The sequence below is a fragment of the Myxococcus sp. AB056 genome, assembly GCF_006547365.1.
Lineage (GTDB): Bacteria > Myxococcota > Myxococcia > Myxococcales > Myxococcaceae > Myxococcus > Myxococcus virescens.
On sequence record NZ_VHLB01000120.1, the window covers coordinates 1 to 21,161 of the forward strand.

Sequence of the window (21,161 nt, forward strand, 5' to 3'; positions counted from 1 at the left end):
CCCCCCAGGCCGCCCCGACTCGCCCATGCGCGCTCAGCCTCCGTTCGCTGCCGCCGTGGGGTCCACCAGGGGTTCAGGCATGACCCAGAGCGCCGTGGGCTGAAGATAGGCCGCGTCGAATGCGAAGAGAATGCCCGTCCAGCGGTCCCAGAAGATGGCCCAGTTGTACTCAGTGGGCGGCGAGGTGAGCGGGTTGCCGTCGCGGTCCGGCCGGCTGTAGGCGAAGTCCGCGTACGTCCACGTCATCGTCCCGAAGTCCGTGGTCAGCAGCGGGGTGATGGCGCGCAGCAGTTCGACGCGAGAGACTTCGTCCGGGCGCTGGACGGCGGGGGAGAAGACAGGCTGGGCCATGTCGTGCTGCTCGCGCCAGGCGATGTAGTTGTTTCCCATGGCGATCAGCGCGTCGCGCGCGGCCGGCGTGGGCGCCAGGCGGGCCTCTTCGTACAGCGTGAAGGCCGCCACCAGCAGGCTCTTCCAGTGCATGCCGGGGAAGAGGGTGTCGAACTCGAACGGGCGCGGCGTGTCGAAGGCGTGCGCGAGCGCGTAGTCATAGGCCTGACGGGACTGGGTGGGCACCGCGCCCACCAGCGTGAACTCCGTGAGCACGCGCTCAGGCGTCACCACGCCGGCCCCCGCGCGCCAGTCCATGTAGAGGCGCCCCGAGCCGCCAATGTCCGTGAAGATGGCGAGGTTGCTCTCGTTCAGCGTGCGCTCCAGCGTGTCCACGATGCGCTCCGCCTTGTCGAGCGGGAGCACGCCTGGCGCGCTCGCGTAGAGCGCGGCGAAGCGCGCCGTGGTGGTGAGCAACGTGCGCACGTCCAGCAGGGCCGCGCCATTGAGCGCCGTGGTGAGTGAGGCGAGCGACGCCGCCACGTCGAAGGGCAGGCCCGACAGCACCAGTTGCAGACCGAGTTGCTGGACGGACTGATGCAGGGTGCCCGTGAGGCCCACGCGCCCCAGCGCCTGCTGAAGCGACAGGGACGGCTGTCCGCGGGCGGCGCGGATGACGCTCCGGGCCAGTGACGCGCCGAGAAGGCCTTCGCCGCCGGTGCGAGAGGCATGCGGCGCGAAGACGAACCAGTTGGGCCGCACGGCGCTGGTGCCACCCGGGGTGAGGGTGGGGTCCAGCAGCCCGCCGACTTCATAGGCCAGTTCGATGTAGCCCGCGGTGATGCGGTTGTTGTCCTCCAGCGGCGTGGTTTGGGCGTGGGACGTCGAGGCCAGCAGCACGCTCGCGACGAGCAGCGCGCGGGGCAGGCCCAGGGGGATGGGGCGGGATGGGGTGGGGTGCATGAGAGAGGGAAGTAGCCACGCCCATGCGCCTTCCAATCCATTCCTCCACGCGTACGCGTCAAGCGTCCAACAGCAGACGCTCGCGCGGCTCACCTCACGGGCAGGGGCCGCAATCTTGTGCGCAACTGTCGTACCGGTTGGAGGTGCCACACTGCTCCGTGGCCTGACATACGCTGTCTCCACACACATTCACATTCGTGGGGGACAGCCGCGTGGTGATGGGGCGGTAGGTGACACCGCCGAGCGTGCACGTCTCGTAGTAGAGGCCGCTCGAGTCCAGCGCGCAGTGGGACGTGCAGGCGCCCACGTACACCATGGGGGCGCAGGGCACGAGCGTCTCCGTGCCATCGTGGAGCAGGCCCGCGCAGGCGCGCGAGGTGCTCTCCTGGGGGCTCAGCGGAGCGCGCTCCGCGCCCACGTGGATGCCTTCGGCGTTGAAGAGGTTGCCGAAGAAACACGACTCCTGCCGGGAATGCGTGGCGAGCTCCTGCGCCGTGTAGGGAATGACGGCGCCAGCGCCGTCCAGGCCGAGGATGGAGATGAGCAGCTCCTCTCCCAGCCGGTTGGCGTGGGCCGCCAGGCACGCGGAGACGACCTGCTGTTCGGTCAGCGTGGCCGGGCTTCCGCTGGCCCAGTCCGGCGCCAACCCCAGGCCGCCTTCCCACGTGTACGAATGCTCCATCACGGGCTCTGTGTAGGTGCGCGTCTGCCCCGCGGGCACGGCGCAGCGGACCACGTAGCGCATCGCCATGTCGGCCAGTGAGGGATTGGCCTGGAACCAGGTGTTGAAGGCTTCCGACGACAGGCCATTGAAGGACAGCCCGTTGAATGACAGGCCATTGAAGGACAGCCCGTTGAATGACAGGCCATTGAAGGACAGCCCGTTGAATGACTCTTGCGGCTGCGTGAGCGCGCCGGTCGGCGACGCGGCGTCTGGCGGCGGAGGCTCGCAGCCAGCAATGCCAAGCATCGTCAGGGCGAACATCGGAAACGTCTTCGGAAGCAGTGTCTTTTTCATCGACTCCCCAGTGGGTCCAGGTCGCCGGACGGCTCGCGGTGCAAGTGTCCGGGCGGGGCCACCCCGAGGAGTGCGGGCAGGGTGAAGGGTGGCCGGCGCGAAAAATTGCACCAGGGATGCATGCGGGCAACCCGTACCCGCGGGCAATGTTTGCAGTCGCGGACAGTCGAGGCGTGCTGAAGGTGGGCACGGGGTTCACACCGGCGGTGCCTCCCGGGGCGAGGGTGCCGTGGCGTTGTGGACGCGTCCGCGCGCGAGCGTCTCGTGCCGGATGCTGCCTGTGTTGAGGCCCGGAGCATGTGCCCGTCACGCATGGGCGGTGTTCGTTCCGCGTGGTGTCATCTCTTCAGCGGGAACGGGCATCGCAGGAGCGTGCGATGGGTGATGTGTCCTCCAGAAGGCTGGCAGGCTCCGCGGCGGGCATGCTGAGGGCACTGCCCGGCCAGGAGTCCCAGTCGGCCTCCGCGACGCCTCCCGAGGGCTCCGTGGCGCTGGTCTTCACCGACGTCCAGGGCTCCACGCGGTTGTGGGAGCGTTGTGGCGCGGGCATGCGTGACGCGCTGGAGGTGCATGACCGCGTCCTGCGCTCCTTGCTGGTCGGCAGCACCGGCTACGAGGTGAAGACGCAGGGGGACTCCTTCATGATTGCGTTCCCCTCGGTGCTGGAGGCGCTGACGTGGTGCCTGGAGGCGCAGGACGTGCTGCTGCGCGCGCCCTGGCCGGTGGACATCCTCTCCCAGCCCGAGGCCGCCGAAGAGGTGGGGCCCGGAGGCCTGTTGTTCCGGGGCCTGCGGGTCCGCATGGGCGTGCACGTGGGCGAGCCGGAGTGCCGCGTGGACGCGCGCTCCGGCCGGACGGACTACCTGGGCCGCATGGTGAACGTGGCGGCGCGTGTGGCGGCCGCGGGCCACGGAGGTCAGGTCCTGGTGAGTGGCGGCGCCTGGGCGCAGGCCGCGCAGGCGTTGGAGCCGCTGGGCCGTCCCGCGGTGCGTCCCCTGGGCGCGTTCCGATTGAAGGGCATCGATGATGCCGTGGCCCTGGTGGAGGTGCTGCCCGCGCACCTGTCGGAGCGGCGCTTCGGAGTTCCACGAGCGCCGAGAGATCGCCAGGGGAACGTGCCCGTGCTCCAAGAGGGACTGGTGGGGCGAGGCACCGAGCTCGGGCAGCTCCGCCGCTGGCTCGCGGATGGCGCGCGGCTCGTCACGTTGCTGGGGCCGGGTGGCATGGGCAAGACCCGGCTGGCCACGTCCTTTGGTGCGCTGGAGCTGGAGTCGGGGGAATGGGAGGGCGGGGTGTGGCTGTGTGAGATGGCCGAGGCCCAGACTGCGGAGGCGCTCTGCCTGTCGGTGGGCCATGCACTGGGAATCCCCCTGCGCGCGGACGGCGACCCGACCGAGCCGGCGGAGCGGCTGGGGCGCGCGCTGAATGACTGTGGTGACGTGCTGCTCATCCTCGACAACCTGGAGCAGGTCGTGCAGCACCTGCCCGCCACGTTGGGGCGCTGGCTCCAACTGGCGCCTCGCGCGCGCTTCCTGGCGACGTCGCGCGAGGCGCTGGGCCTTCCCGGTGAGCGACTGCTGGACCTGGCGCCGCTCTCGGTGCCGGAGGAAGGCGAGTCCCGGCTGGAGGAGCTGGTCCGGTCGGACGCGGTGCGCCTGTTCGCGCAGCGAGCGCGGGAAGCCCGAGGCTACTTCGAGCTGACGGCCGGCGAGGCGCCGATGGTCGCGGACATCGTGCGGCAGTTGGATGGAATCGCCCTGGCCATCGAGCTGGCCGCCGCGCGCATGGCGCTGTTGAGCGTGAGCCAGCTTCGGGAGCGGCTCACGCGTCGCTTCGAGCTCCTGCGCACGGGACGGCGTGATGGCCGCGCGCGGCAGGCGACGCTGCGAGGCGCCATCGACTGGTCCTGGAACCTGCTGGAGCCGGAGGAGCGGACCGCGCTGGCGCGCTGCTCGGTGTTCCGTGGCGGTTTCACGCTGGAGGCGGCGGAAGCGGTGCTGGGGCTGCCCCCTGACGGGCCCGCCGTGCTGGACGTGCTCCAGTCGCTGCGCGTCAAGTCGCTCTTGCGCGTGCTGGAGGCGGAGCTGCCCGGTGGTGACTCCCGGCTGGGCCAGTACGAGAGCATCCGTCAGTACGCCGCGGCGCGGCTGGCCGAAGAGGGCGTGGGCAATGCGGCCGCGTTGGCGGAGCGGCACGCGGATTGGTACCTGTCACTGGCCCATGGCCTGCGCGCGCAGGTGCGCAGCCAGGGCGGCGCGGAGGCTTTGCAGCGGCTGGCGCTGGAGCGGGAGAACCTCCTGGCGGCGTGTGACAATGCCCTGGCCGTGGAGCCCGCGACGTCGCGTTCGGTGGAGCGGGCGCTGGAGGCGTTGGTGGCGCTGGAGCCGGAGGTGGTGACGCGCGGCCCGGTGCGCCTGTTGCTCGAACGGCTGGACGCGGCGCTGGCGCTGACGGACCGGGTGATGGGCGCGCCCAGGCTGGTGGCCGAGGCCGTGGCGGTGCGTGGCCGCGTGTTCCTGGAGGCGGGCGACCTGGTGTCGGCCCGCAGGGATTTGGAGTGCGCACGCGCATCACTGAGGACGCTGGGCGCGGTGGCGGGCGAGAAGCGCGTGCTGGTGGACCTGTCGATTGTGGCCCGTCACGAAGGGGAGCTGTCCCAGGCCTGGGCGCTGGTGCGCGAAGCGCGGCTGTTGTCGTCGGAGGGCGACCGCTGGTTGGACGCCTACACCGTGGGCAACCTGGGACTGGTGGAGCAGGCCCGCTGCGGCGCGGAGGCGGCCATTCCCCACCTGCGCGCGGCGCAGGCGCTCTTCCACGGCGTGGGCGACGTGACGTTCGAGGTGGGCTTCCTGTCCAACTGCGCGGTGGCCATCGGGGAGATGGGGCGCACGCGCGAGGCGATGAGCCTGTTGGAGGATGCGATGGCGCGCTCGGCCAGTGTGGGAGACCGGGCGGGGCATGCGCTGGCTCGCCTCAACCTGGGCTGCTACCTGCTGGAGGAAGGGCGCCCGCAGGAGGCGCGCGAGCACCTGCTTGCCGCTGCGCGCATTGGCCGGCAGTTGGGGCAGCGGCTGCTGGAGGGCACCGCGCTGGGCGAGTTGGGGCGCGCCGAGCTGGCCCTGGGGTCGTGGAGCGACGCCTGGGCCCGGCTGTCGGAGGCGGTGTCCGGCCTGGGGCGCGTGTCGCGCGGGCAGGTGCTGCGCTTCGCGGTGTACCGGGCCGTGGTGGAGGCGTGCGTGGGAGATGCAGCGGCGGCGGAGGCGAGCTTCGTCGTGCTGGAGGGCGCGCCGGAGCTGCGGGACGACCCGGTGCTGCGCGAGCTGGCCGCGCTGCTTCGCGCGGCGGTGGACCTGGCGGAGGCGCGGGCGGCCCGGGACGACGTCGCGCGGGCGCAGCGGGCCTTCGAGTCGGTGCGCCGGCGCATCGCGCGGGCCCGGAGCGCCCCGCCAGAGGCCGCCTCGTCGGACCTGCGTGGCGCGCTGGGCTTTCTGGAGGAAGCCCTGTGGCGGCTCACCTCGGAGCCCGAGGACGTGGAGGCCCTGGAGGTGGAGGGCAGGGGCGCCCCTGTCTGCGCCGGGGCTGCTTGACGCCCCTGAAACGGCTGTGCTTCAAGCGGCGCTTCCATGCCCGAAGCGCGCGTCACCTTCGTCTCCGTCGCCACGCGTGAGTTCCGTCCATGAGGCCCGCCCTGCCCGAGCGGCTGCGGCGCATCCTGGACACGGTTGCATCGTTCGTCGTGGCGAACGCGGGCCCGCTGGGGGCCGCCGGGGTGGGGCTGTTGGCGTTCCTGGCCATCTACGGTCCGGCGGCGCTGAATCCCACCCGCCTGGCCTGGCTCATCCGTGACGACTTCAGCCAGCACCTGCTGGGCTGGTTGTTCTTCCGCAACGAGCCGCTCCGCTTCCCGCTGGGCGCCATCGACGGCTACCTGCATCCGCTGGGGACGACGCTCGGCTACATGGACGCCGTCCCCTGGGTGGCGCTGCTGCTGCGGCCGTTCTCCAGCCTGCTGCCCGCCGACTTCCAGTACATCGGTCCGTGGATGTGCATGTGCCTGATGCTGCAGGGCGCCTCGTCCGCGTGGGTGGCGCGGCGGATGGGCGCGACAGTGCCGCAGCAGTGGATGGTGGGCGCGCTGCTCGTGCTGTCGCCCACGCTGCTGGCGCGTATGAGCATGGCGCACGAAGCGCTGTGCGCGCACTGGACCCTCGTGCTGCTGGTGGGGCTGAACCTGATTCCGCAGCGGGACGCGCGCGAGGCGAAGCAGGCGCTGGGCATCGCGTTGGCGCTGTGCGTGTTCGCCGCGGGTGTGCACCCCGTCATTACCGCCATGGTGCTGTCGCTCGCGCTGGCGCTGTGCATGCGGACCGCGCTGGAGCGGCGGCTGCCCTGGTGGTGGCCGCTGCTCGGCGCCGTGGTGAACGTGGGCGTGGTGCTGGTGCTGTTCTACGTGCTGGGCTACCTCGGCACGGTCCGCACCCTGGGCGCCGACGCCTTCGGCGGGTTCTCCGCGGACCTCCTGGCGTTCGTCAATCCGCTGGGCTACCGGGACTCCTGGTCGCGCTTCCTGGGTTCGCTGCCGAGGCAGGGCGCCCAGTACGAAGGCTTCGGCTACCTGGGGCTGGGCGTGCTCTTCGCGCTCTGGGCCGCGCTCATCCTGCTCGTGCGGGACGCGCCGCTCGTCGCGCGGCAGTGGCGCAGGCTGGTGCCGGTGGGGCTGGTGGCGCTGGGCCTGGGCTTCTTCGCGCTGTCCTCACGCATCACCCTGCAAGGCGAGCTCATCGCGGACCTGACGGGCCTCTACGCGCCGGTGATGCGGTGGGTGGAGCCCTTCCGTTCCTCCGGCCGCTTCGTGTGGCCGCTGTACTACGTGCTGGCGCTGGGCTCCGCGCTCGCGCTCATCCGCCTGCCTCGGCCCACGGTGGCGCCGTCGCTGCTGGCCCTGGCGCTGGTGCTGCAAGCCTTCGATGTGAATCTGGGGCGGGGTCATCAAGCGAAGGAAGGGCCGGCCTGGAACACGCAGCCGTCCGAGGCGCTGCGCGAGGCCGCCGTGGGACGCAAGCACCTGGTGCTCTACCCGCCGCAGATGCATGACGGCTCCGGGCGGGGCTGCCGCGCCGGGCCCATGGACTTCCACCGCTGGGCTTATCGCGCCTACCTGCTGGGGCTCACCTTCAACAGCGGCTATGTCGCGCGGCTGGATGACGCGCGCGCGCAGCCCTACTGCCTGGGGCTCGACGACGATATCCGGGCGGGCAAGCTCGACCCGGAGACCATCTACCTCTCCATTCCGCAGCGGCTCCATGAGTTCCGCGCCATTCGCGGTACGCGCTGTGTGCAGGAGGAGCGGCTGTGGATGTGCCTCCTGGAGCAGGCGCCCGCTGCTCCGCTGGAGCACGCCTCGCCCTGAGTCCGGAGGGAGGACAGGGGGCGCGAGAGGGGGTATGGAAGGTGCGTGAGCGCTTCCTCTTCTCGCGGCATCCTCTTTGACCTCGACGGCACGCTGGTGGACTCGCTGCCGGACATCATCGACAGCTTCCTCCACGCCTTCAGGCACCTGGGGCTTCCGGCGCCGACCTACGAGCAGGTGCGTGCGCTCATCGGCCATCCGCTGGACTGGATGTACAGCCAGTTCGCGCCGGACCACGTCCCCGCGTTGTGCGTGGCCTACCGTGAGCACTACCCGCTCAACTTCCACCGGCGCTCGCGGCCCTACCCGGGCGTGGTGGAGGTGCTGCGCGCGCTGCGCGAGCGGGGTTACCTGCTGGCGGTGGCCACCACCAAGCGCCCGGACATGGCGCGCAAGTTCGTGGACGCCATGGGCCTGGGCTCGCTGCTCCACCACGTCCAGGGCACGGATGGCTTTCCGCACAAGCCCGCGCCCGACGTCATCCACCACGCGCTGGCGGCCCTGGGCACGGGCGGGCTGTGGATGGTGGGGGACACCGCGCTGGACTTGCGCGCGGGGCAGGCAGCGGGGCTGCGGACCTACGCCGTCACCTGGGGCACGCATCCGGTGGACGTGCTCGCGAGCGCCTCACCGGACGAGCTTCAGCCGGACCTGCAGCGGCTCCTGACGCACCTGCCGCCACTGGCGTGACAGCGGGCCTCTTCGGGGGGATGAAGCCAGCGCACGGGCCACCTGGACTGCGGGGGGCAGGGCCTCGGGCGCTGGCCTCAGGTCTCGCTCAGTCCGCCGCCATCCCCGGGCACTTGCCCGTGTCCAGGTACTTCGCGTTCCGGTGGATTTCGGAGCTCAGCTTGTCCTGCCGGGCTGGGTCGACGGCGGTGTAGACGATGACGACGCCCTCCGGTGAGTCATGCACGCTGGCGATGGACGGCACCGACGGCGCGCCCGCGGAGCCCGGCTCCTCGCGGCCGCCCATCTCGTTGTAGTCCACGCCTGGTGGCTGGGCCATGCCGCTGCCGCCCGTGCCGTGCTCCTGTTGGAACTGCATCATCCTCCGGCTGCGCTGCTGGAGGTCCGCCACCTTGTCGGTTTCCGGCGTGACGATGATGAGGGCCACGCCCTCCGGGATGTCTTCCGCGCGGGCCTGCGCGCCGGACACGTCCATGGGGCAGTCCGTTTTCATCTCCGCCTGCGCGTTGGGCGGCAGGCCTTCGTTTTGCCGTGGCACCTGCTGCGCCGTGGGTGGCATCCCGCCCTGGGATGTCTTGGCATTTCTGGAGCAGCCGACCGAGAAACACATCACCGCCGAGGCGGCCAGCGCCGCCGGGAACCTGAATTTGGACATGAGCCCCCCTTTGCTGAAAGTCCTGCGCGCAGAAGGTGGGGAGCGGTGCGCGGCGGTGGCAATACGCACTGACGTACCAGAGGGCCAGCCTCAGGGCCGATGCGCGTATTCGCGGCGCGACGGATGCGGCCTCGGTTCACGTCAGCCGCGAGACATCCTCGGGCGTGTCCACGTCGTCGCCACCCCCGGGCAGCGGGACGTCCACCACGCGCGAGGCCACGCGCGCAATCACACCGCGCGCGCCCTGGCCCGGGCTGAGCGCCTCCAACTCCGGGAAGACGTCACGCGCGAAGAGGGCGGGTACGCCTCGAGTGTCCTCGTAGGCGGAGGCCACCACGGACGCGCGAGTCCGTTCAAAGGTATCCAGCAGCGTCCGCAAGTGCGCGGCATCCACGCGAAGCTGGTCGCACAGCAACACGAGCACGGCGTTCAGCGCGGGGGGCTCCATCTCCCGCAGCGCACGGAGTCCCTCGCACAGGGAGCCTCCAGGGCCCGCGGCCCAGTCCGCATGGTCGACGGTGCGCACGGCGAGGCCCGTGAGCTCCGCTGCGACCGCATCCCGCGACGCGCCCAGCACCACCACCACGGGGCCGCACCGCAAGGAGGCCGCGGCCTCGGCGGCGCGCCGCACCAGCGTCGAGCCCTGGTAGCGCACCAGCTGCTTGGGGTGGCCCAGCCGCGAGGAGCCGCCCGCGGCCAGCAGCACCACGCCCACCGTCATGCGAGCCTCCGCACCTGCGGGGGCGCGGCGGTGTGGATGGGCGCGCGCCGCTCGCGAAGCTTGCCGCCTTCGCGTCCGGCGACCACCGCTTGAAGCTCGGCGATGATGGACAGGGCGATTTCCTCCGCGCCTTCCGCGCCCAGGTCCAGGCCCACGGGCGCGTGCAGCTTCTCCAGGTGCGCGTCGGTGGGCGGGGAGGGCAGCTCCGCGAGCAATCGCTCTGTGCGCGAGCGAGGTCCCAACACGCCCAGATAGCGCAGGGGCCGTGGGAGGAGCTGCGCCAGCAGCTCGCGGTCCTGCGGCAGGCTGTGTGTCATCAGCACGGCCAGCGCACGGGGCGGCAGGGGGACCGCACCGGGCGCGTCCGGGGCCTTCGCCGACACCACCGCATGGGCCTGGGGAAAGCGGCGCCGCAGGGCCTGCGCGGGCCGGTCCGCCACCACCGTGACATGCCAGCCCAGGGCCGCGGCCTGGTTCACCACCGGGGCCACGTCGAAGCCGCTGCCGAAGAGCACCAGGGGATGGGGTGGCTCCACGACTTCCACCAGCACGTCCGCGCCGCCGCAGGGGCCACTCCACGTCCGGCCTGCCTCCAGCGCCTCGCGTGCGGCGTCGCGCACGGCGTCTCCCAGTGCGCCGGACAGCTGGCCCGCTTCGGTGCCGTCATCGCGGAGCTTCAACCGGGAACCCACGGCGTCCGCGGGGCCCCGGTACACCGTCGCCACCACCGCCCGGCGTCCCGCTTCCCGCGCCTCGGCGGCGAAGGAGAGGGCCTCTCCCGCGCCCGCCTCCCAGCGCTCCAGCAGCACGTCCACCACGCCGTTGCAGCCCAGCGCGAAGGAGAAGGCACCTTCGTCCTCGGCGGTGTCGCTGGTGGAGTCGTAGCGCAGCAGGCGGGGCCCGGTGGTGGTCCAGAAGAAGGCCTTGCGGACGACGTCGGCCTCCAGACAGCCGCCGCTGATGCCGCCCGCGAGCCATCCGTCCTCGCTCATCAACATCCGCGCACCCGGCCGCCGGTAGGCGGAGCCCGATACCTCGACCACCGTGGCCAGGACCAGGGGGCCGCGAGCTTGCGCCCGCGCGCGGAGGATGGCGTCCAGGTCCTTCATGTCTCGTCGTCCTTGGTGGGGGTGACTGGAACGCGACGAGAAACTGTAGTCGGCGCCATTCCATCCCGGCCAGTGACGTTCTTTCGCGGGAGTGCCCCGGGGCGGGCCTGGGGGCGGCACTCGACACTCGCGGCGACTGGATGAATCCTCGCGGCTGGGGTGTAGTTCCCATCCGCATGCCCGTCCTGCGTTACGCCTTCACCCTGAATGCCGTGCGAGAACTCGGCCGTCTGGCTCCGGACATCGCCCGGGCACGGGCGGAGGCGGCTCTGGACACGAGCCTCCTGCACATCCGCGAAGCCTGCACGGCCGCGCTGGGCATGGAGTTCGACACACTGGTGTGCTTCGACGCGCGCTCCGTGGTCCGCCTGTTCTCACACGCGGAGCAGGCCCGCATCCTGGCCCGGTTGGTGGACGAGCGGGCACGCACGCTGGCGCGGCTGGGCCGCTACCAGGAGGCGCTCGAGGACACCGTCTACGCGGGGCAGTTGCTGGCGTGCTCGCGCCAGCGCTTCGGCCTGCCCAAGGATGCACGCGCGGCGGAGACGCTGGAGCGCGAGGTGCCCGAGCTTCGTTGACCCACGCGTCGTGGGCCGCGCTTCACCGGGAGCGCTCGCCACCCGGCGGCGGTTCATCCTCACGGCGCGCGGGCTCGGGTTCCGGCTCCAGTCGCGCCTGTCGTTCGCTGGCTTCCCAGGAGGCCTGGGCATCGCCCGCATGCACCTGACGGGCGGAGTCGTCATCCTGCTGGTCCGTCCACGAGGTGTGGCCCCCCGCGTAGCCTTCCAGGGGACGCGGTCCCCGATGGGACTCCACGTCCAGGTCCTTCTGCTCCTCCTCGCGCAGCCGCCTGCGCTCCTGTTCCCGCTCGCGCTGGTGCTGCCGCTCCAAAATGTCATCCGCCATGGTGCCGTCACCTCCTGCACCAAGGTGGTGTCCCCTCGGCGAAGTCGGCAGCGCCGGGCATGGCCACACGCGGCAGGCCGCATGCCCGGCGTTCAATCAACGGGCACCGGGCGCGAGCACGCTCGCGCCGGCGCCTCCTGGCCATGTCAGCCTTCGCGCATGCGCAGCACCACCTTGCCCGTGGCGCGCCGGGCGTCGAGCTCACGCAGGGCCTGCGCGCCCTGCTCCAGCGGGAACACCGGGCCCACGACAGGCGTGAGCACACCTTGGTCCGCCATGGCCTCCAGGTCCTTGGCGATGGTGGGCGTCAGGGATGGCTCGTGCAGGAGGAAGCCGCCCCAGGCCACGCCGACCACGTCGATGTTGCGCAGCAGGAGCCGGTTCACCTGGACCTCGGGGATGCGCCCGCTCGCGAAGCCCACCACCAGCAGCCGGCCTTCGGGCGCCAGGCACTTGAGGCTCTTGTCGAAGATGTCGCCGCCCACCGGGTCCACCACCACGTTGGCACCCAGGCCGCCCGTCTTCTCCCGCACCTGCGCGACCCAGTCTCCGGTCGACAGCAGCACCTCGTGCGCGCCGGCCCGCCGGGCGACGTCCGCCTTGCGCGCGTCGCTCACCACGGCGATGACGCGTGCCTGCGCGCCGCGCGCCACCTGCACCGCCGCCGTGCCCACGCCTCCCGCGGCGCCATGGACCACGACGCTCTCCTCCGCCTTGAGCCGGCCTCGCCGGTGCAGCGCGAAGTGCGCCGTGTGGTAGTTCATCACCACGCCCGCGGCCGCCTCGAAGCTCCAGTCCGCGGGGATGGGGAACACCATCTCCGGTTGAATCGCGGCCACCTCGGCGAAGCCGCCCAAACCGAAGCTGAAGGCCATCACCCGCTGCCCGGGCTTCACCGCCGCGCCCGCGGGGGCCTGCCGCACCACGCCCGCCACCTCCACGCCCGGAATGAAGGGCAGGGCGGGCTTGAGTTGGTACTGCCCCCGGGTGAGCAGCAGGTCCGGAAAGCTCACCCCGGCCGCCACCACGTCGATGAGCACCGAGTCCTCCGTTTCGGGCTCGGGCACGTCCACCAGTTGGAGCCCGTCAGGGCCGTCCAGCCGCTGTAGCTGCAATGCGCGCATCGTTGCCTCCCGGACAGGAAGCGTAATGGCCAGCCACGGCGATGCCAGTGTTGCCTCACGCGCGCGGGCGGACCCCGAGTCCGGCACAAAGTTCACACGACCTGTGGAAAACCGAGGCCCGCCTGGACGACCTGTCACGTCACGTAGAAGGTGGCTCGCACTGGCAGTGGACCTCGTAAAACCATGAAACTAAAGGAATAATCGTAAATAACCCGAAATCTAAGAAGAGGATAGAAACTGAAATAATCGCGCAACCTTGAAATACGCGTCATCCCTGTGTCATCGTGCCTCCTAATCTTTCCGCTTAGGAGGATTACATGGTGCAGAAGAGAGTGCGCGGAGCGCTCGGTGTCGCGGCGCTGTCTGTCGTTGTCGGTTGCAACGAGTCCACCCCTGCCCCCGAGGCCGACAAGCCTACGGATGCCGCGAAGGCGGCGATGCTGGAGAATGGCGCGAAGGTCATTCTGACGGACAACCAGAAGGTGGCGCAGTTCGTCACCGGTCTGTCGATTGCTCTGCCGGATATTCCGGCCGCGGGTCCCAAGGCGCTCAACGCGTCCGCGCTGGCCCCGGTCGTCGACGCCGTGGCGCCGACGTTCCGTCTGGAGCCGGGCAACCTGGTCTTCAAGAAGGCGCACACGGACAAGCAGGGTGACAGCCACTACCGCTATTCCGTGAAGCACAACGACATCCCGGTGCTGGGCGGCGAGCTGATCCTGCACGCGCGCAACGGCAAGGTCTTCGCGGCGAACACCAACGTCCGCAGCGACCTGCGCGCCGAGCTGAAGGCGACCATCGCGGGTGAGGTTGCCACGTCCGCGGTGGACTCCGACCGCGAGACGCTCAAGGGCTGGGTCACCGACAAGAACCCGGAGCTGGTGTACTGGCGCGTCGATGACGAGCTGCGCCTGATGTACAAGGTCGTCCAGCACGGCAACAAGGCGGACGGCACGCCTGTTCGCGACTGGGTCCTGGTGGACGCGCGCAACGCGGATGTGATGCTGCGCATCCCGCAGATCAAGGAGTCCCTCGACCGCCGCCTCCACAACGGCAACAACACCACCACCCTGCCGGGTCCGGTCGTTCGCACCGAGGGCCAGGCGCCGGTGGCGGACCCCGTGGTCAACACCAACTACGACCACCTGGGCACCGTCTACGACTGCTACAACACCCTGTTCGGTCGTGACTCCATCGACAACGCGGGCGGCACGCTCATCAGCACCGTGCACCACCGCGTCAACTACGTGAACGCCTTCTGGGACGGTACCCAGATGGTGTACGGCGATGGCGACGGCGTGACGGCCACCAACCTGGCCAACTCGCTGGACGTGACGGCGCACGAGCTGACCCACGCCGTGACGGACAACGAGTCGGACCTCATCTACTCGGGTGAGTCCGGCGGCCTGAACGAGTCGATGTCCGACGTGTTCGGCGCGGTGTGCGAGTGGTACGGCGACGGCGCGGACGAGGTCTCCCCGCGTCACTGGCTGATTGGCGACGACGTGTGGACCCCGTCCATCCCGAACGACGCCCTGCGCTACATGAACGACCCGGCGCTGGATGGCGACTCGCTCGACCACTACCACAACTACGTGCCCGGTACCGGCGTGCACTACAGCTCCGGTATCTCCAACCTGGCGTTCTACCTCCTGTCGCAGGGTGGCACGCACCCGCGCGGCAAGAGCACCATCGTGGTGGCGGGCATTGGCATCGAGAAGGCCGCGCAGATTTTCTACAAGGCCAACACGTTGATGGTGCCGACGTCCAACTTCGAGGCCGCGAAGACCATCTCGGAGCAGGCCGCGGCGCAGCTCGGCTACGACGCCGCCACCATCGAGTCGGTGTCGAACGCGTGGAAGGCCGTTGGCGTCAGCGTCCCGGTTCCGCCTCCGCCGACGGACCCCATCGTCAAGGACACGCCGGTCGTCGTGTCGGGTGGCGCCAACGAGAAGAAGTACTTCGAGGTCACGGTGCCGGAAGGTGCCTACAACCTGCGCTTCACCCTGTCGGGTGGCACGGGTGACGCCGACCTGTACGTCCGCTACAACAACGCGCCCACCACCGCGCTGTACGATTGCCGCCCGTACGCCGGTGGCAACAACGAGGTCTGCACCTTCGCGGCTCCGCAGCACGGCAAGTGGTACGCGATGGTGAATGGCTACCGTGCGTACTCCGACGCCACGCTGACCGTTACCTGGGAGGGTGGCTACGTCCCCATCGAGAGCGGCATCGCCGTGGAGAACCTCTCGGGCGCGGCGGGCTCCTCGCAGGTGTTCATCCTCGACGTTCCGGAGCGTCGCCCGGGCCAGGGGAAGAACAACATCTACATCCAGACGGGCGAGGGCACGGGCAACCCCGACCTCTACGTCAAGCGCGGTGGCGCCCCGACGCACGCGGACTACGATTGCCGCAGCGTGAAGGACCACCAGTCGGAGAAGTGCAACCTCATCAACGCTCCGGCCGGCCGCTACTACATCGAGGTCTACGGCGCGAAGGATGGCTTCGAGGGCATCGTCCTCATCGGCTCCTTCCTCGAGCCGCTGCCCAAGTAGTCTGAAGTGACGGCGCGGCCTTGAGCCGCGCCGATGAGGCCCCGGGTGCTCCGCTTCACGCGGCGCCCGGGGCTTCGTGCTTTCTACGGCGTGGGGCCGGGGAGGATGACGCGCAGGCAGCTCTCCCACGCGTGCACGCCCCGGTACTTCCACTGCACGGGGTAGCCCAGCGACACCTCTTCGAAGCGCACGCCGTCACGCCACAGCGTCGCGGGCATGTGGAGGTGGCCGGAGACGACGACCTCCGCGCGGTAGCGGGTGTGCCAGTCCTCCGTCTGCTTCGTCCCGCACCAGATGGAGAAGCGGGGGATGCGCGGCAGCCGCACGTGCTCGTAGCGCAGCGGGTAGTGGTTGACGAGGACGGTGGCGCAGCCCGGGGGCAGGGCGTCCAGCCGGGCCCGCGTGGCTTCGACGCGCGCGGCGCACCAGGCGGCGCGGCTGGCGTGGGGCTCGGGGTGCAGCAGCACCTCGTCGGTGCACAGCAGGTCATCCTCCCAGGCCCACTCCAGCGCCTTGTCCGCGGGCACATGGTCCGGGCGGAACGTGTAGTCGTAGCCCAGGAACATGGGGACGATGACGCGCTCGGGGCCCGGGCCGGGCCAGCGAGGGTAGGGGTCCTCCGGCGTGAGGGCGCCGTAGCTGCGGCACAGGCTCACCAGTCGCTGGTAGCGCGCCTCACCCTTCAGCTGCGGCTGCTCCGACGGCATGGTCCACAGCTCATGGTTGCCGGGCACCCAGATGACCTGGCGGAAGCGCTGGGTGAGGGTGCTCAGCATGAGCTCCATCTCCGCCAGCGTCTCGCCCACGTCCCCCGCGACGATGAGCCAGTCCTCCGGATGGGCCGGAAGCGCCTGGAGCGCTAGGCGGTTGTCGTTGTGGCGCAAGTGCAGGTCGCTGATGGCGTAGAGCTTCATGGCGCGTCGAGCGGGCACCTTAACGCGGGCTTCCCATCGATGCTGCACCGATGCTCAGCATCCGCAGCAGGGCATGTACCTCCGAGGGTGGCGCGGCGCGGTCCATCCAGGTGATGTCCCGCGCCAGGGGCGGCATCACCGCATGCAGGGCGCAGGCGGTGCGGGGGTGGCTCGCACGCACCTGCTCCAGCAGCCCCAGCCCGTCTCCGTCCGGGAGCAGATCGCCCGTCACCACCACGGACGGCGCTTCTTCCTTCACGAGCGCGAGGGCCTCCTCCACGCAGCGGGCGAAGCGCTTCCCGCCGGGTAAATCCCTCACGAGACGCCGCAGCGCCGCGAGTGAACGTGGGTCTTCGTCCACGAACAAGAAGGTCAGCATGGTCTTCGCGCCAGCAGGGTGAGACCTGTGTGGTTGGCCAAACGCACGAGGTTGCCTACCTACAAGACTACTCAGGAAGTTCTTGGATGCCAACCTCTCAAGTCATATCGACATGTGCGGACCCGCTAGGTTAACGACCCATGGAAAAGACTCTCGCATCCCGCCTTGGCGGAGCGGCTCGCCTTGCTCGGACCCGACTGAACCTGACCCAGGCCGACGTGGCGGAGCGCATTGGCATCGCGAGCGAAGTCTATGGCCGGCTCGAGCGCGGCCACATGCTGCCGAGCATCCAGACGTTCCGCAGGTTGTGCACGGTGCTCTCCATCTCCGCGGACGAGGCGCTGGGCCTCAAGCCGGTGCAGGAGGTGAAGTGGGCCGCCGAGCCGCCCAGTGACTACGGCGAGTCCGCAGAGCTGCGGCGGCTCATGCGCCGGGCCAAGCAGTTGGACCGGACGTCCATTCGGATACTCAGCGTGCTCGCGGCGCAGTTCAGGCCGCGCGGCTGATGCATGTTGCCGGCGGGTGAGCGCGGCGCTCACCGCCCGGGCTCCAGTTTCGCCAGGCGCTCCCGCAGCTTGCGCGCGGAGGGGAAGCCGTTGAAGAGCACCACCTGCGGGTGGGCCTCCAGCGTCTCTCGCTCCGCGGCCTCCTTGGCCAACGCCCGGTCCACGCCCAGCAGCAGGCCCGCGTCCGGCCGCGAGCGCAGCTCCATCAGCCTCCGGGCCAGGGGCGCCGCATGCCATGCGTGGAAGAGCTCCAGCGCGACTTCTCTCTTGGACGCACGGTGGCGGAAGGTGAGGTCCGGCACGCACAGTCCGGAGGCGCCCACGTGCCGGGGAAGCGGCGTCAGGTCCAGCTCCCAGGCGTCATCCGCGAAGCCCTCCGCGAGGGAGGCCACTTCCGGAGGAATGTGACCCAGTGCGGCGGGTAGGGGCGAACGCAGCGGGTCCTTGTGGCTGAGCATCAGCGTGGCCTGCCGCCGCGAAGGTTCCACGGTGGCGGTCAGCTCCCAGCGCTCCAGCACTGGCACCACGGACAGGAAGGTCGCCAGTTGCAGGCCGTACTTCTTCTGGAGCGCCAGCATGGCCCCGGGGCCCTCCACGTCGAGCGCCCAGTTGTCGTCGTCGCGCCACACCTCGGCCACCAGGCGGCAGAACTTGAGCCATCGGAGCACCTTGCGCACGCGCAGCAGGTCTGGCGCCTGGGCTCGCAGGCGGAGGCGCCGCGCGGACAGCAGGGGGCCCTGCGCCAGCGCCAGGTTGTAGCGGTCCAGCAGGTCCTGGGCGTCCAGCGCCTCGCCGTCCCACCCCACCAGCCGGCGGTGGCCGGGCAGGTCCGAGTACAGCGCCTCTCGGGCTTCGGAAAGGGGGACGGGGAGCGTCTGGGCCAGCCGTGTCTCGAAGTCCTCGACCGTGGTGTCGGGAGGCAGCGCACGCAGCACCTGCCCCGCCGCTTTGATTCGCTCCCAGCGGGCTTCCGTCACGCCGGGCGCGGGCTCGTCGAAGAGGAGCCGGTCCAACACCAGCTTCACCAGGCCGCGCGCGACCTTGGGCTTGGTGAAGGCGCCGGCCTTCAAGCCCAGCGACTCCTCGATGTCGTCGCGCTGGCCGCCGTGCGAGGCCGCTACCTCCGCGAGCAGGTCCTGGGCGAAGGTCAGCAGCTCCGTGTCATCGCGCTTCACGAAGACGGGGCGCAGGACGCCCTGGCGCACGCGGAAGTTGAGCAGCTCGCGTGTCAGCATCTCAGCCGCCCTCCTGATAGGCGCCGTGCTGGCGTCGCCGCTCGCTGATGCTGCTCTCCGCCGTCTGTGCGGAGCACACCTCGTACAACAGCGCGCGCTTCCCCGGCCGTTTGCGCAGGATGCGCCCCAGCCGCTGCACGTGCTCGCGCACGCTCGCGCTGCCGCTGAGCACCACGCCCACGCGCGCCTCGGGCACGTCCACGCCTTCGTTCAGCACGCGCGAGGTCAGCAGCACCGGCAGTTCCCCTGAGGCGAAGGCCGCCAGCAATGCCTTGCGTTCGGGCACGGGCGTGTGGTGCGTCAGCGCGGGTAGCAGGAAGCGGCGCGCCAGCGTGTACACCGTCTCGTTGTCGTCGGTGAACACGAGGACACGGTCGTCCCGGTGCTCCAGGAGGATGCGCCACAGCACCTCCTGCTTGCCGCTGGACGTGAGCGCAATCCGCCGTTGCTCGCGGTAGGCGCGGTACGCCGCGCGGCCCTCGTCGCTGCGCTGGCTCTGCGCCAGGAAGCGCGCCCACCCGTCCGGCGCGGAGAGCGGCACGCCCAGCCTGCGCACGAAGCCCAGGTACAGCGCGCGCGCCGTGTCGTAGCGCGCCTTTTCGTCGGGCGTCAGCGGGACTTCCACCCGCTTCACTTCATAAGGCGCCAGGTATTCACCCTGCAGCTCCCGGATGTCCGAGCGGTGCACGCGGGGACCCAACAGCTCCTCGCAGACGCGCTCGCCGCCATCGGCGCGCTCCAGCGTCGCGGTGAGGCCCAGCCGGTACGGCGCCAGCGAGCCCTCCGCGATGAAGCGGTAGCTGGGCGCGGGCAGGTGGTGGCACTCGTCGCACACCAGCAGGCCGAAGCGGTTGCCGTGGAACTCCGTCTGCATCGCCGCGGAGTCGTACGTCGTCACCGTCAGCGGCTGCCGGTCATTCACGCCGCCGCCCAGCAGGCCCACTGGCACGGAGAAGTGGCGCGCCAGCACGCCCTGCCACTGCGTCATCAGGTCCAGCGTGGGCACCACCACCAGCGTGGGCCGCTTCACGTGGGCGATGGCGAGCACCGCCAGCAGCGTCTTGCCCGCGCCCGTGGGCAGCTCCACCAGGCCACGTCCGCCCGCGCGTGTCCACGCCTCCAGCGCCTGCTGCTGATGCGGAAAGGGTTGGATGGGCGAGGTGAGCGGCAGCTCGAGCGGCTCGAAGCGCTTCGCCTTGTCTTCGTAGGGGATGCCCAGCTCCCGCAGCCGCAGCACCGCCTCGCGGTAATGCCACGCGGGCGCGCGGTAGACGCCGGTGCGCCCGTCCTTCTGGAAGAGGGCTCGCAGGCGAGCATCTTCCGGCAGCGTGGGCGCGACGAGGGTGCCGCAGTCGAAGTGGAGTTCGGTGGGCGACGGCATCGGCGTGTAGGGACCTAGCCGGTCATCCTGGGTTTCGCCAGTCTCATCGAAGGCCTGGAAGGCAGGCTTGCAGGCATGCGCTGTTCACGGTACCCAACGCGCGGCATGCGTTTCATCTCGCTCGTTCCGATGCTGTGTGGCCTGGCGGTCGTGGCTCAGGCTGGTCTCAACCGTCGCTTCGGGGGCCAGTGGGGCCTGATGAGCGCCGTGCTCCTGAACATGGTGGTGGCGACCGTGGCCACCTTCGCGGTGTACTTCGTCGTGCGCACGGTGCCGGCGCTCTGGCCGGAGGCCGCGGCGGGCCAGGGCCGCTTGAGCGACTTCACGCCCTGGCACCTGTTGCCGGGGCTGTGCGGCGTCATCATCGTCCTGGGCATGCCCTTGGCCATGAGCCGCCTGGGGGCAGTGCAGTCCGTCCTGCTGCTGATGGCGGCGCAGCTCCTCACCAGCCTCGTGTGGGATGCGATGGTGGAAGGCCGCCCCGTGACGTTCCCTCGGGTGCTGGGCTCCGGGCTCGCCTTCATCGGCGCCACCATCGCCGTCTGGAAGGGCTAGATTCAGCTGCAAGATGCGCCGGGTCCTCATCGTCAGTCCTCACGCGCCTTCGCGCGAGCTGTTGCGCCGTATCCTCGAGGCGCCAGACCTGGCCATCTCCGTCACCGGGGATGCGGACGACGCCTTCGCCTCGCTGACGTCCCGGCCTCCCGCGCTGGTGGTGGTGGACGTGCGCCGCCCGGATGAGGACCACCCGCTCTTCCTGGGCTTGCTCCGCAAACGTCACCCGACGCTTCCCGTCATCGCGCTCGTCCCGGGCAGGCTGCGCGTCTTCGACGGGCGGCACGAGCGTGTGCTCGAAGCCCACGGTGACACCGCCGAGTCACTCCATCAGATGCTCGTCTCGCTTCAACAGGCCATGCACGAGCTGCTCGCCCAGGACCTGCTCCGGCTGTGGCGCCCACCTGTCGGGCGCGCCTGAAGGGCTTCGTCGTCGCTTCAACAGGGGACCGGTACGCCGGGACAGGCTGTTCGGCCCGCGAACGTAGTTTTTTCCGGCCGCCGTCCGGCTCCGCTTCCGCCCCCTGGCTCTGCTTCCTTGTAAGCCGCTGAAATGATTCGTGTTCCGTGCTCCGGCTGGCACGGCACGGCGAATGCTAAGGCGTTGGGCACGGTGCGACGCGGGCCGGCGGATGGGGAGGGTTGGCGGGTGTGGGACGCCGGTGCGGGTCGCGGGTTGCAAGGGCGGGACGGAGCTGGGGCGGCGCCTGGAG

At 70.4% G+C, this 21,161-nt stretch carries 19 protein-coding genes; 8 read left to right on the top strand and 11 right to left on the bottom strand.

The window, feature by feature from the left end:
- Positions 1–33: 33 nt before the first annotated feature.
- On the bottom strand, positions 34–1,293 hold the full coding sequence (locus FMP39_RS33380) for a hypothetical protein (protein ID WP_141594074.1): 1,260 nt from the start codon (positions 1,291–1,293) through the stop codon (positions 34–36).
- A gap of 94 nt (positions 1,294–1,387) precedes the next feature.
- Complete coding sequence (locus tag FMP39_RS33385; RefSeq protein WP_228558551.1) at positions 1,388–2,311, bottom strand: hypothetical protein; 924 nt, start codon at positions 2,309–2,311, stop codon at positions 1,388–1,390.
- A gap of 299 nt (positions 2,312–2,610) precedes the next feature.
- Between FMP39_RS33385 and FMP39_RS33390 the strand changes: the two genes are divergently transcribed.
- From FMP39_RS33390 to FMP39_RS33400, 3 genes are all read left to right on the top strand, one after another.
- Positions 2,611–5,898, top strand: a complete 3,288-nt coding sequence (locus FMP39_RS33390; protein ID WP_141594076.1) for an adenylate/guanylate cyclase domain-containing protein — start codon at positions 2,611–2,613, stop codon at positions 5,896–5,898.
- 89 nt (positions 5,899–5,987) lie between these two features.
- Complete coding sequence (locus tag FMP39_RS33395) at positions 5,988–7,721, top strand: DUF6311 domain-containing protein (protein WP_141594077.1); 1,734 nt, start codon at positions 5,988–5,990, stop codon at positions 7,719–7,721.
- A gap of 45 nt (positions 7,722–7,766) precedes the next feature.
- Positions 7,767–8,411: an HAD family hydrolase gene (locus FMP39_RS33400; RefSeq protein ID WP_141594078.1), complete on the top strand. Its 645-nt coding sequence runs from the start codon at positions 7,767–7,769 to the stop codon at positions 8,409–8,411.
- 88 nt (positions 8,412–8,499) lie between these two features.
- On the opposite strand, the gene FMP39_RS33405 is transcribed toward FMP39_RS33400, so the two are convergent.
- From FMP39_RS33405 to FMP39_RS33415, 3 genes are all read right to left on the bottom strand, one after another.
- Positions 8,500–9,066 carry a hypothetical protein gene (locus FMP39_RS33405; RefSeq protein WP_228558552.1) on the bottom strand — a complete coding sequence of 189 codons (567 nt, stop codon included), beginning with the start codon at positions 9,064–9,066 and terminating at the stop codon, positions 8,500–8,502.
- A 136-nt stretch (positions 9,067–9,202) separates the two neighbouring features.
- A complete protein-coding gene (locus FMP39_RS33410; protein WP_141594080.1) occupies positions 9,203–9,787 on the bottom strand; it encodes an NTP transferase domain-containing protein in 585 nt (194 codons plus the stop codon).
- Positions 9,784–10,896: an XdhC/CoxI family protein gene (locus FMP39_RS33415; protein WP_141594081.1), complete on the bottom strand. Its 1,113-nt coding sequence runs from the start codon at positions 10,894–10,896 to the stop codon at positions 9,784–9,786. The genes FMP39_RS33410 and FMP39_RS33415 overlap by 4 nt, the downstream gene beginning before the upstream one ends.
- A 176-nt stretch (positions 10,897–11,072) precedes the next feature.
- On the opposite strand from FMP39_RS33415, the gene FMP39_RS33420 reads away from it, so the two are divergent.
- Positions 11,073–11,474, top strand: a complete 402-nt coding sequence (locus tag FMP39_RS33420) for a hypothetical protein (protein ID WP_141594082.1) — start codon at positions 11,073–11,075, stop codon at positions 11,472–11,474.
- Between the two features lie 22 nt (positions 11,475–11,496).
- Here FMP39_RS33420 and FMP39_RS33425 read toward each other — a convergent pair whose 3' ends face one another.
- Both FMP39_RS33425 and FMP39_RS33430 read right to left on the bottom strand, forming a co-directional pair.
- Positions 11,497–11,802, bottom strand: coding sequence for a hypothetical protein (locus tag FMP39_RS33425; RefSeq protein ID WP_141594083.1), 306 nt, complete (start codon positions 11,800–11,802; stop codon positions 11,497–11,499).
- 146 nt (positions 11,803–11,948) lie between these two features.
- The gene (locus FMP39_RS33430; RefSeq protein ID WP_141594084.1) at positions 11,949–12,926 is read right to left on the bottom strand and encodes an NADPH:quinone oxidoreductase family protein; all 978 of its coding nucleotides are present in this window, start codon (positions 12,924–12,926) and stop codon (positions 11,949–11,951) included.
- 317 nt (positions 12,927–13,243) lie between these two features.
- Between FMP39_RS33430 and FMP39_RS33435 the strand changes: the two genes are divergently transcribed.
- Entirely contained in the window at positions 13,244–15,478 is a 2,235-nt protein-coding gene (locus FMP39_RS33435; RefSeq protein ID WP_141594085.1) for a M4 family metallopeptidase, read from the top strand.
- An 83-nt stretch (positions 15,479–15,561) separates the two neighbouring features.
- On the opposite strand, the gene FMP39_RS33440 is transcribed toward FMP39_RS33435, so the two are convergent.
- Positions 15,562–16,392 carry a metallophosphoesterase gene (locus FMP39_RS33440; protein ID WP_011556054.1) on the bottom strand — a complete coding sequence of 277 codons (831 nt, stop codon included), beginning with the start codon at positions 16,390–16,392 and terminating at the stop codon, positions 15,562–15,564.
- 19 nt (positions 16,393–16,411) lie between these two features.
- A complete protein-coding gene (locus FMP39_RS33445) occupies positions 16,412–16,771 on the bottom strand; it encodes a response regulator (RefSeq protein WP_228558553.1) in 360 nt (119 codons plus the stop codon).
- A 140-nt stretch (positions 16,772–16,911) separates the two neighbouring features.
- Between FMP39_RS33445 and FMP39_RS33450 the strand changes: the two genes are divergently transcribed.
- On the top strand, positions 16,912–17,277 hold the full coding sequence (locus FMP39_RS33450; RefSeq protein ID WP_090492124.1) for a helix-turn-helix transcriptional regulator: 366 nt from the start codon (positions 16,912–16,914) through the stop codon (positions 17,275–17,277).
- Between the two features lie 29 nt (positions 17,278–17,306).
- On the opposite strand, the gene FMP39_RS33455 is transcribed toward FMP39_RS33450, so the two are convergent.
- Together FMP39_RS33455 and FMP39_RS33460 are read right to left on the bottom strand one after the other, a co-directional pair.
- Positions 17,307–18,512: a DUF790 family protein gene (locus tag FMP39_RS33455; RefSeq protein ID WP_141594087.1), complete on the bottom strand. Its 1,206-nt coding sequence runs from the start codon at positions 18,510–18,512 to the stop codon at positions 17,307–17,309.
- 1 nt (position 18,513) lies between these two features.
- Complete coding sequence (locus tag FMP39_RS33460; protein ID WP_141594088.1) at positions 18,514–19,893, bottom strand: DEAD/DEAH box helicase family protein; 1,380 nt, start codon at positions 19,891–19,893, stop codon at positions 18,514–18,516.
- Positions 19,894–19,998: 105 nt separating this feature from the next.
- Between FMP39_RS33460 and FMP39_RS33465 the strand changes: the two genes are divergently transcribed.
- Positions 19,999–20,448 carry a DMT family transporter gene (locus FMP39_RS33465; protein ID WP_228558554.1) on the top strand — a complete coding sequence of 150 codons (450 nt, stop codon included), beginning with the start codon at positions 19,999–20,001 and terminating at the stop codon, positions 20,446–20,448.
- Between the two features lie 13 nt (positions 20,449–20,461).
- On the top strand, positions 20,462–20,869 hold the full coding sequence (locus FMP39_RS33470) for a response regulator (RefSeq protein WP_090492128.1): 408 nt from the start codon (positions 20,462–20,464) through the stop codon (positions 20,867–20,869).
- Positions 20,870–21,161 lie beyond the last annotated feature (292 nt).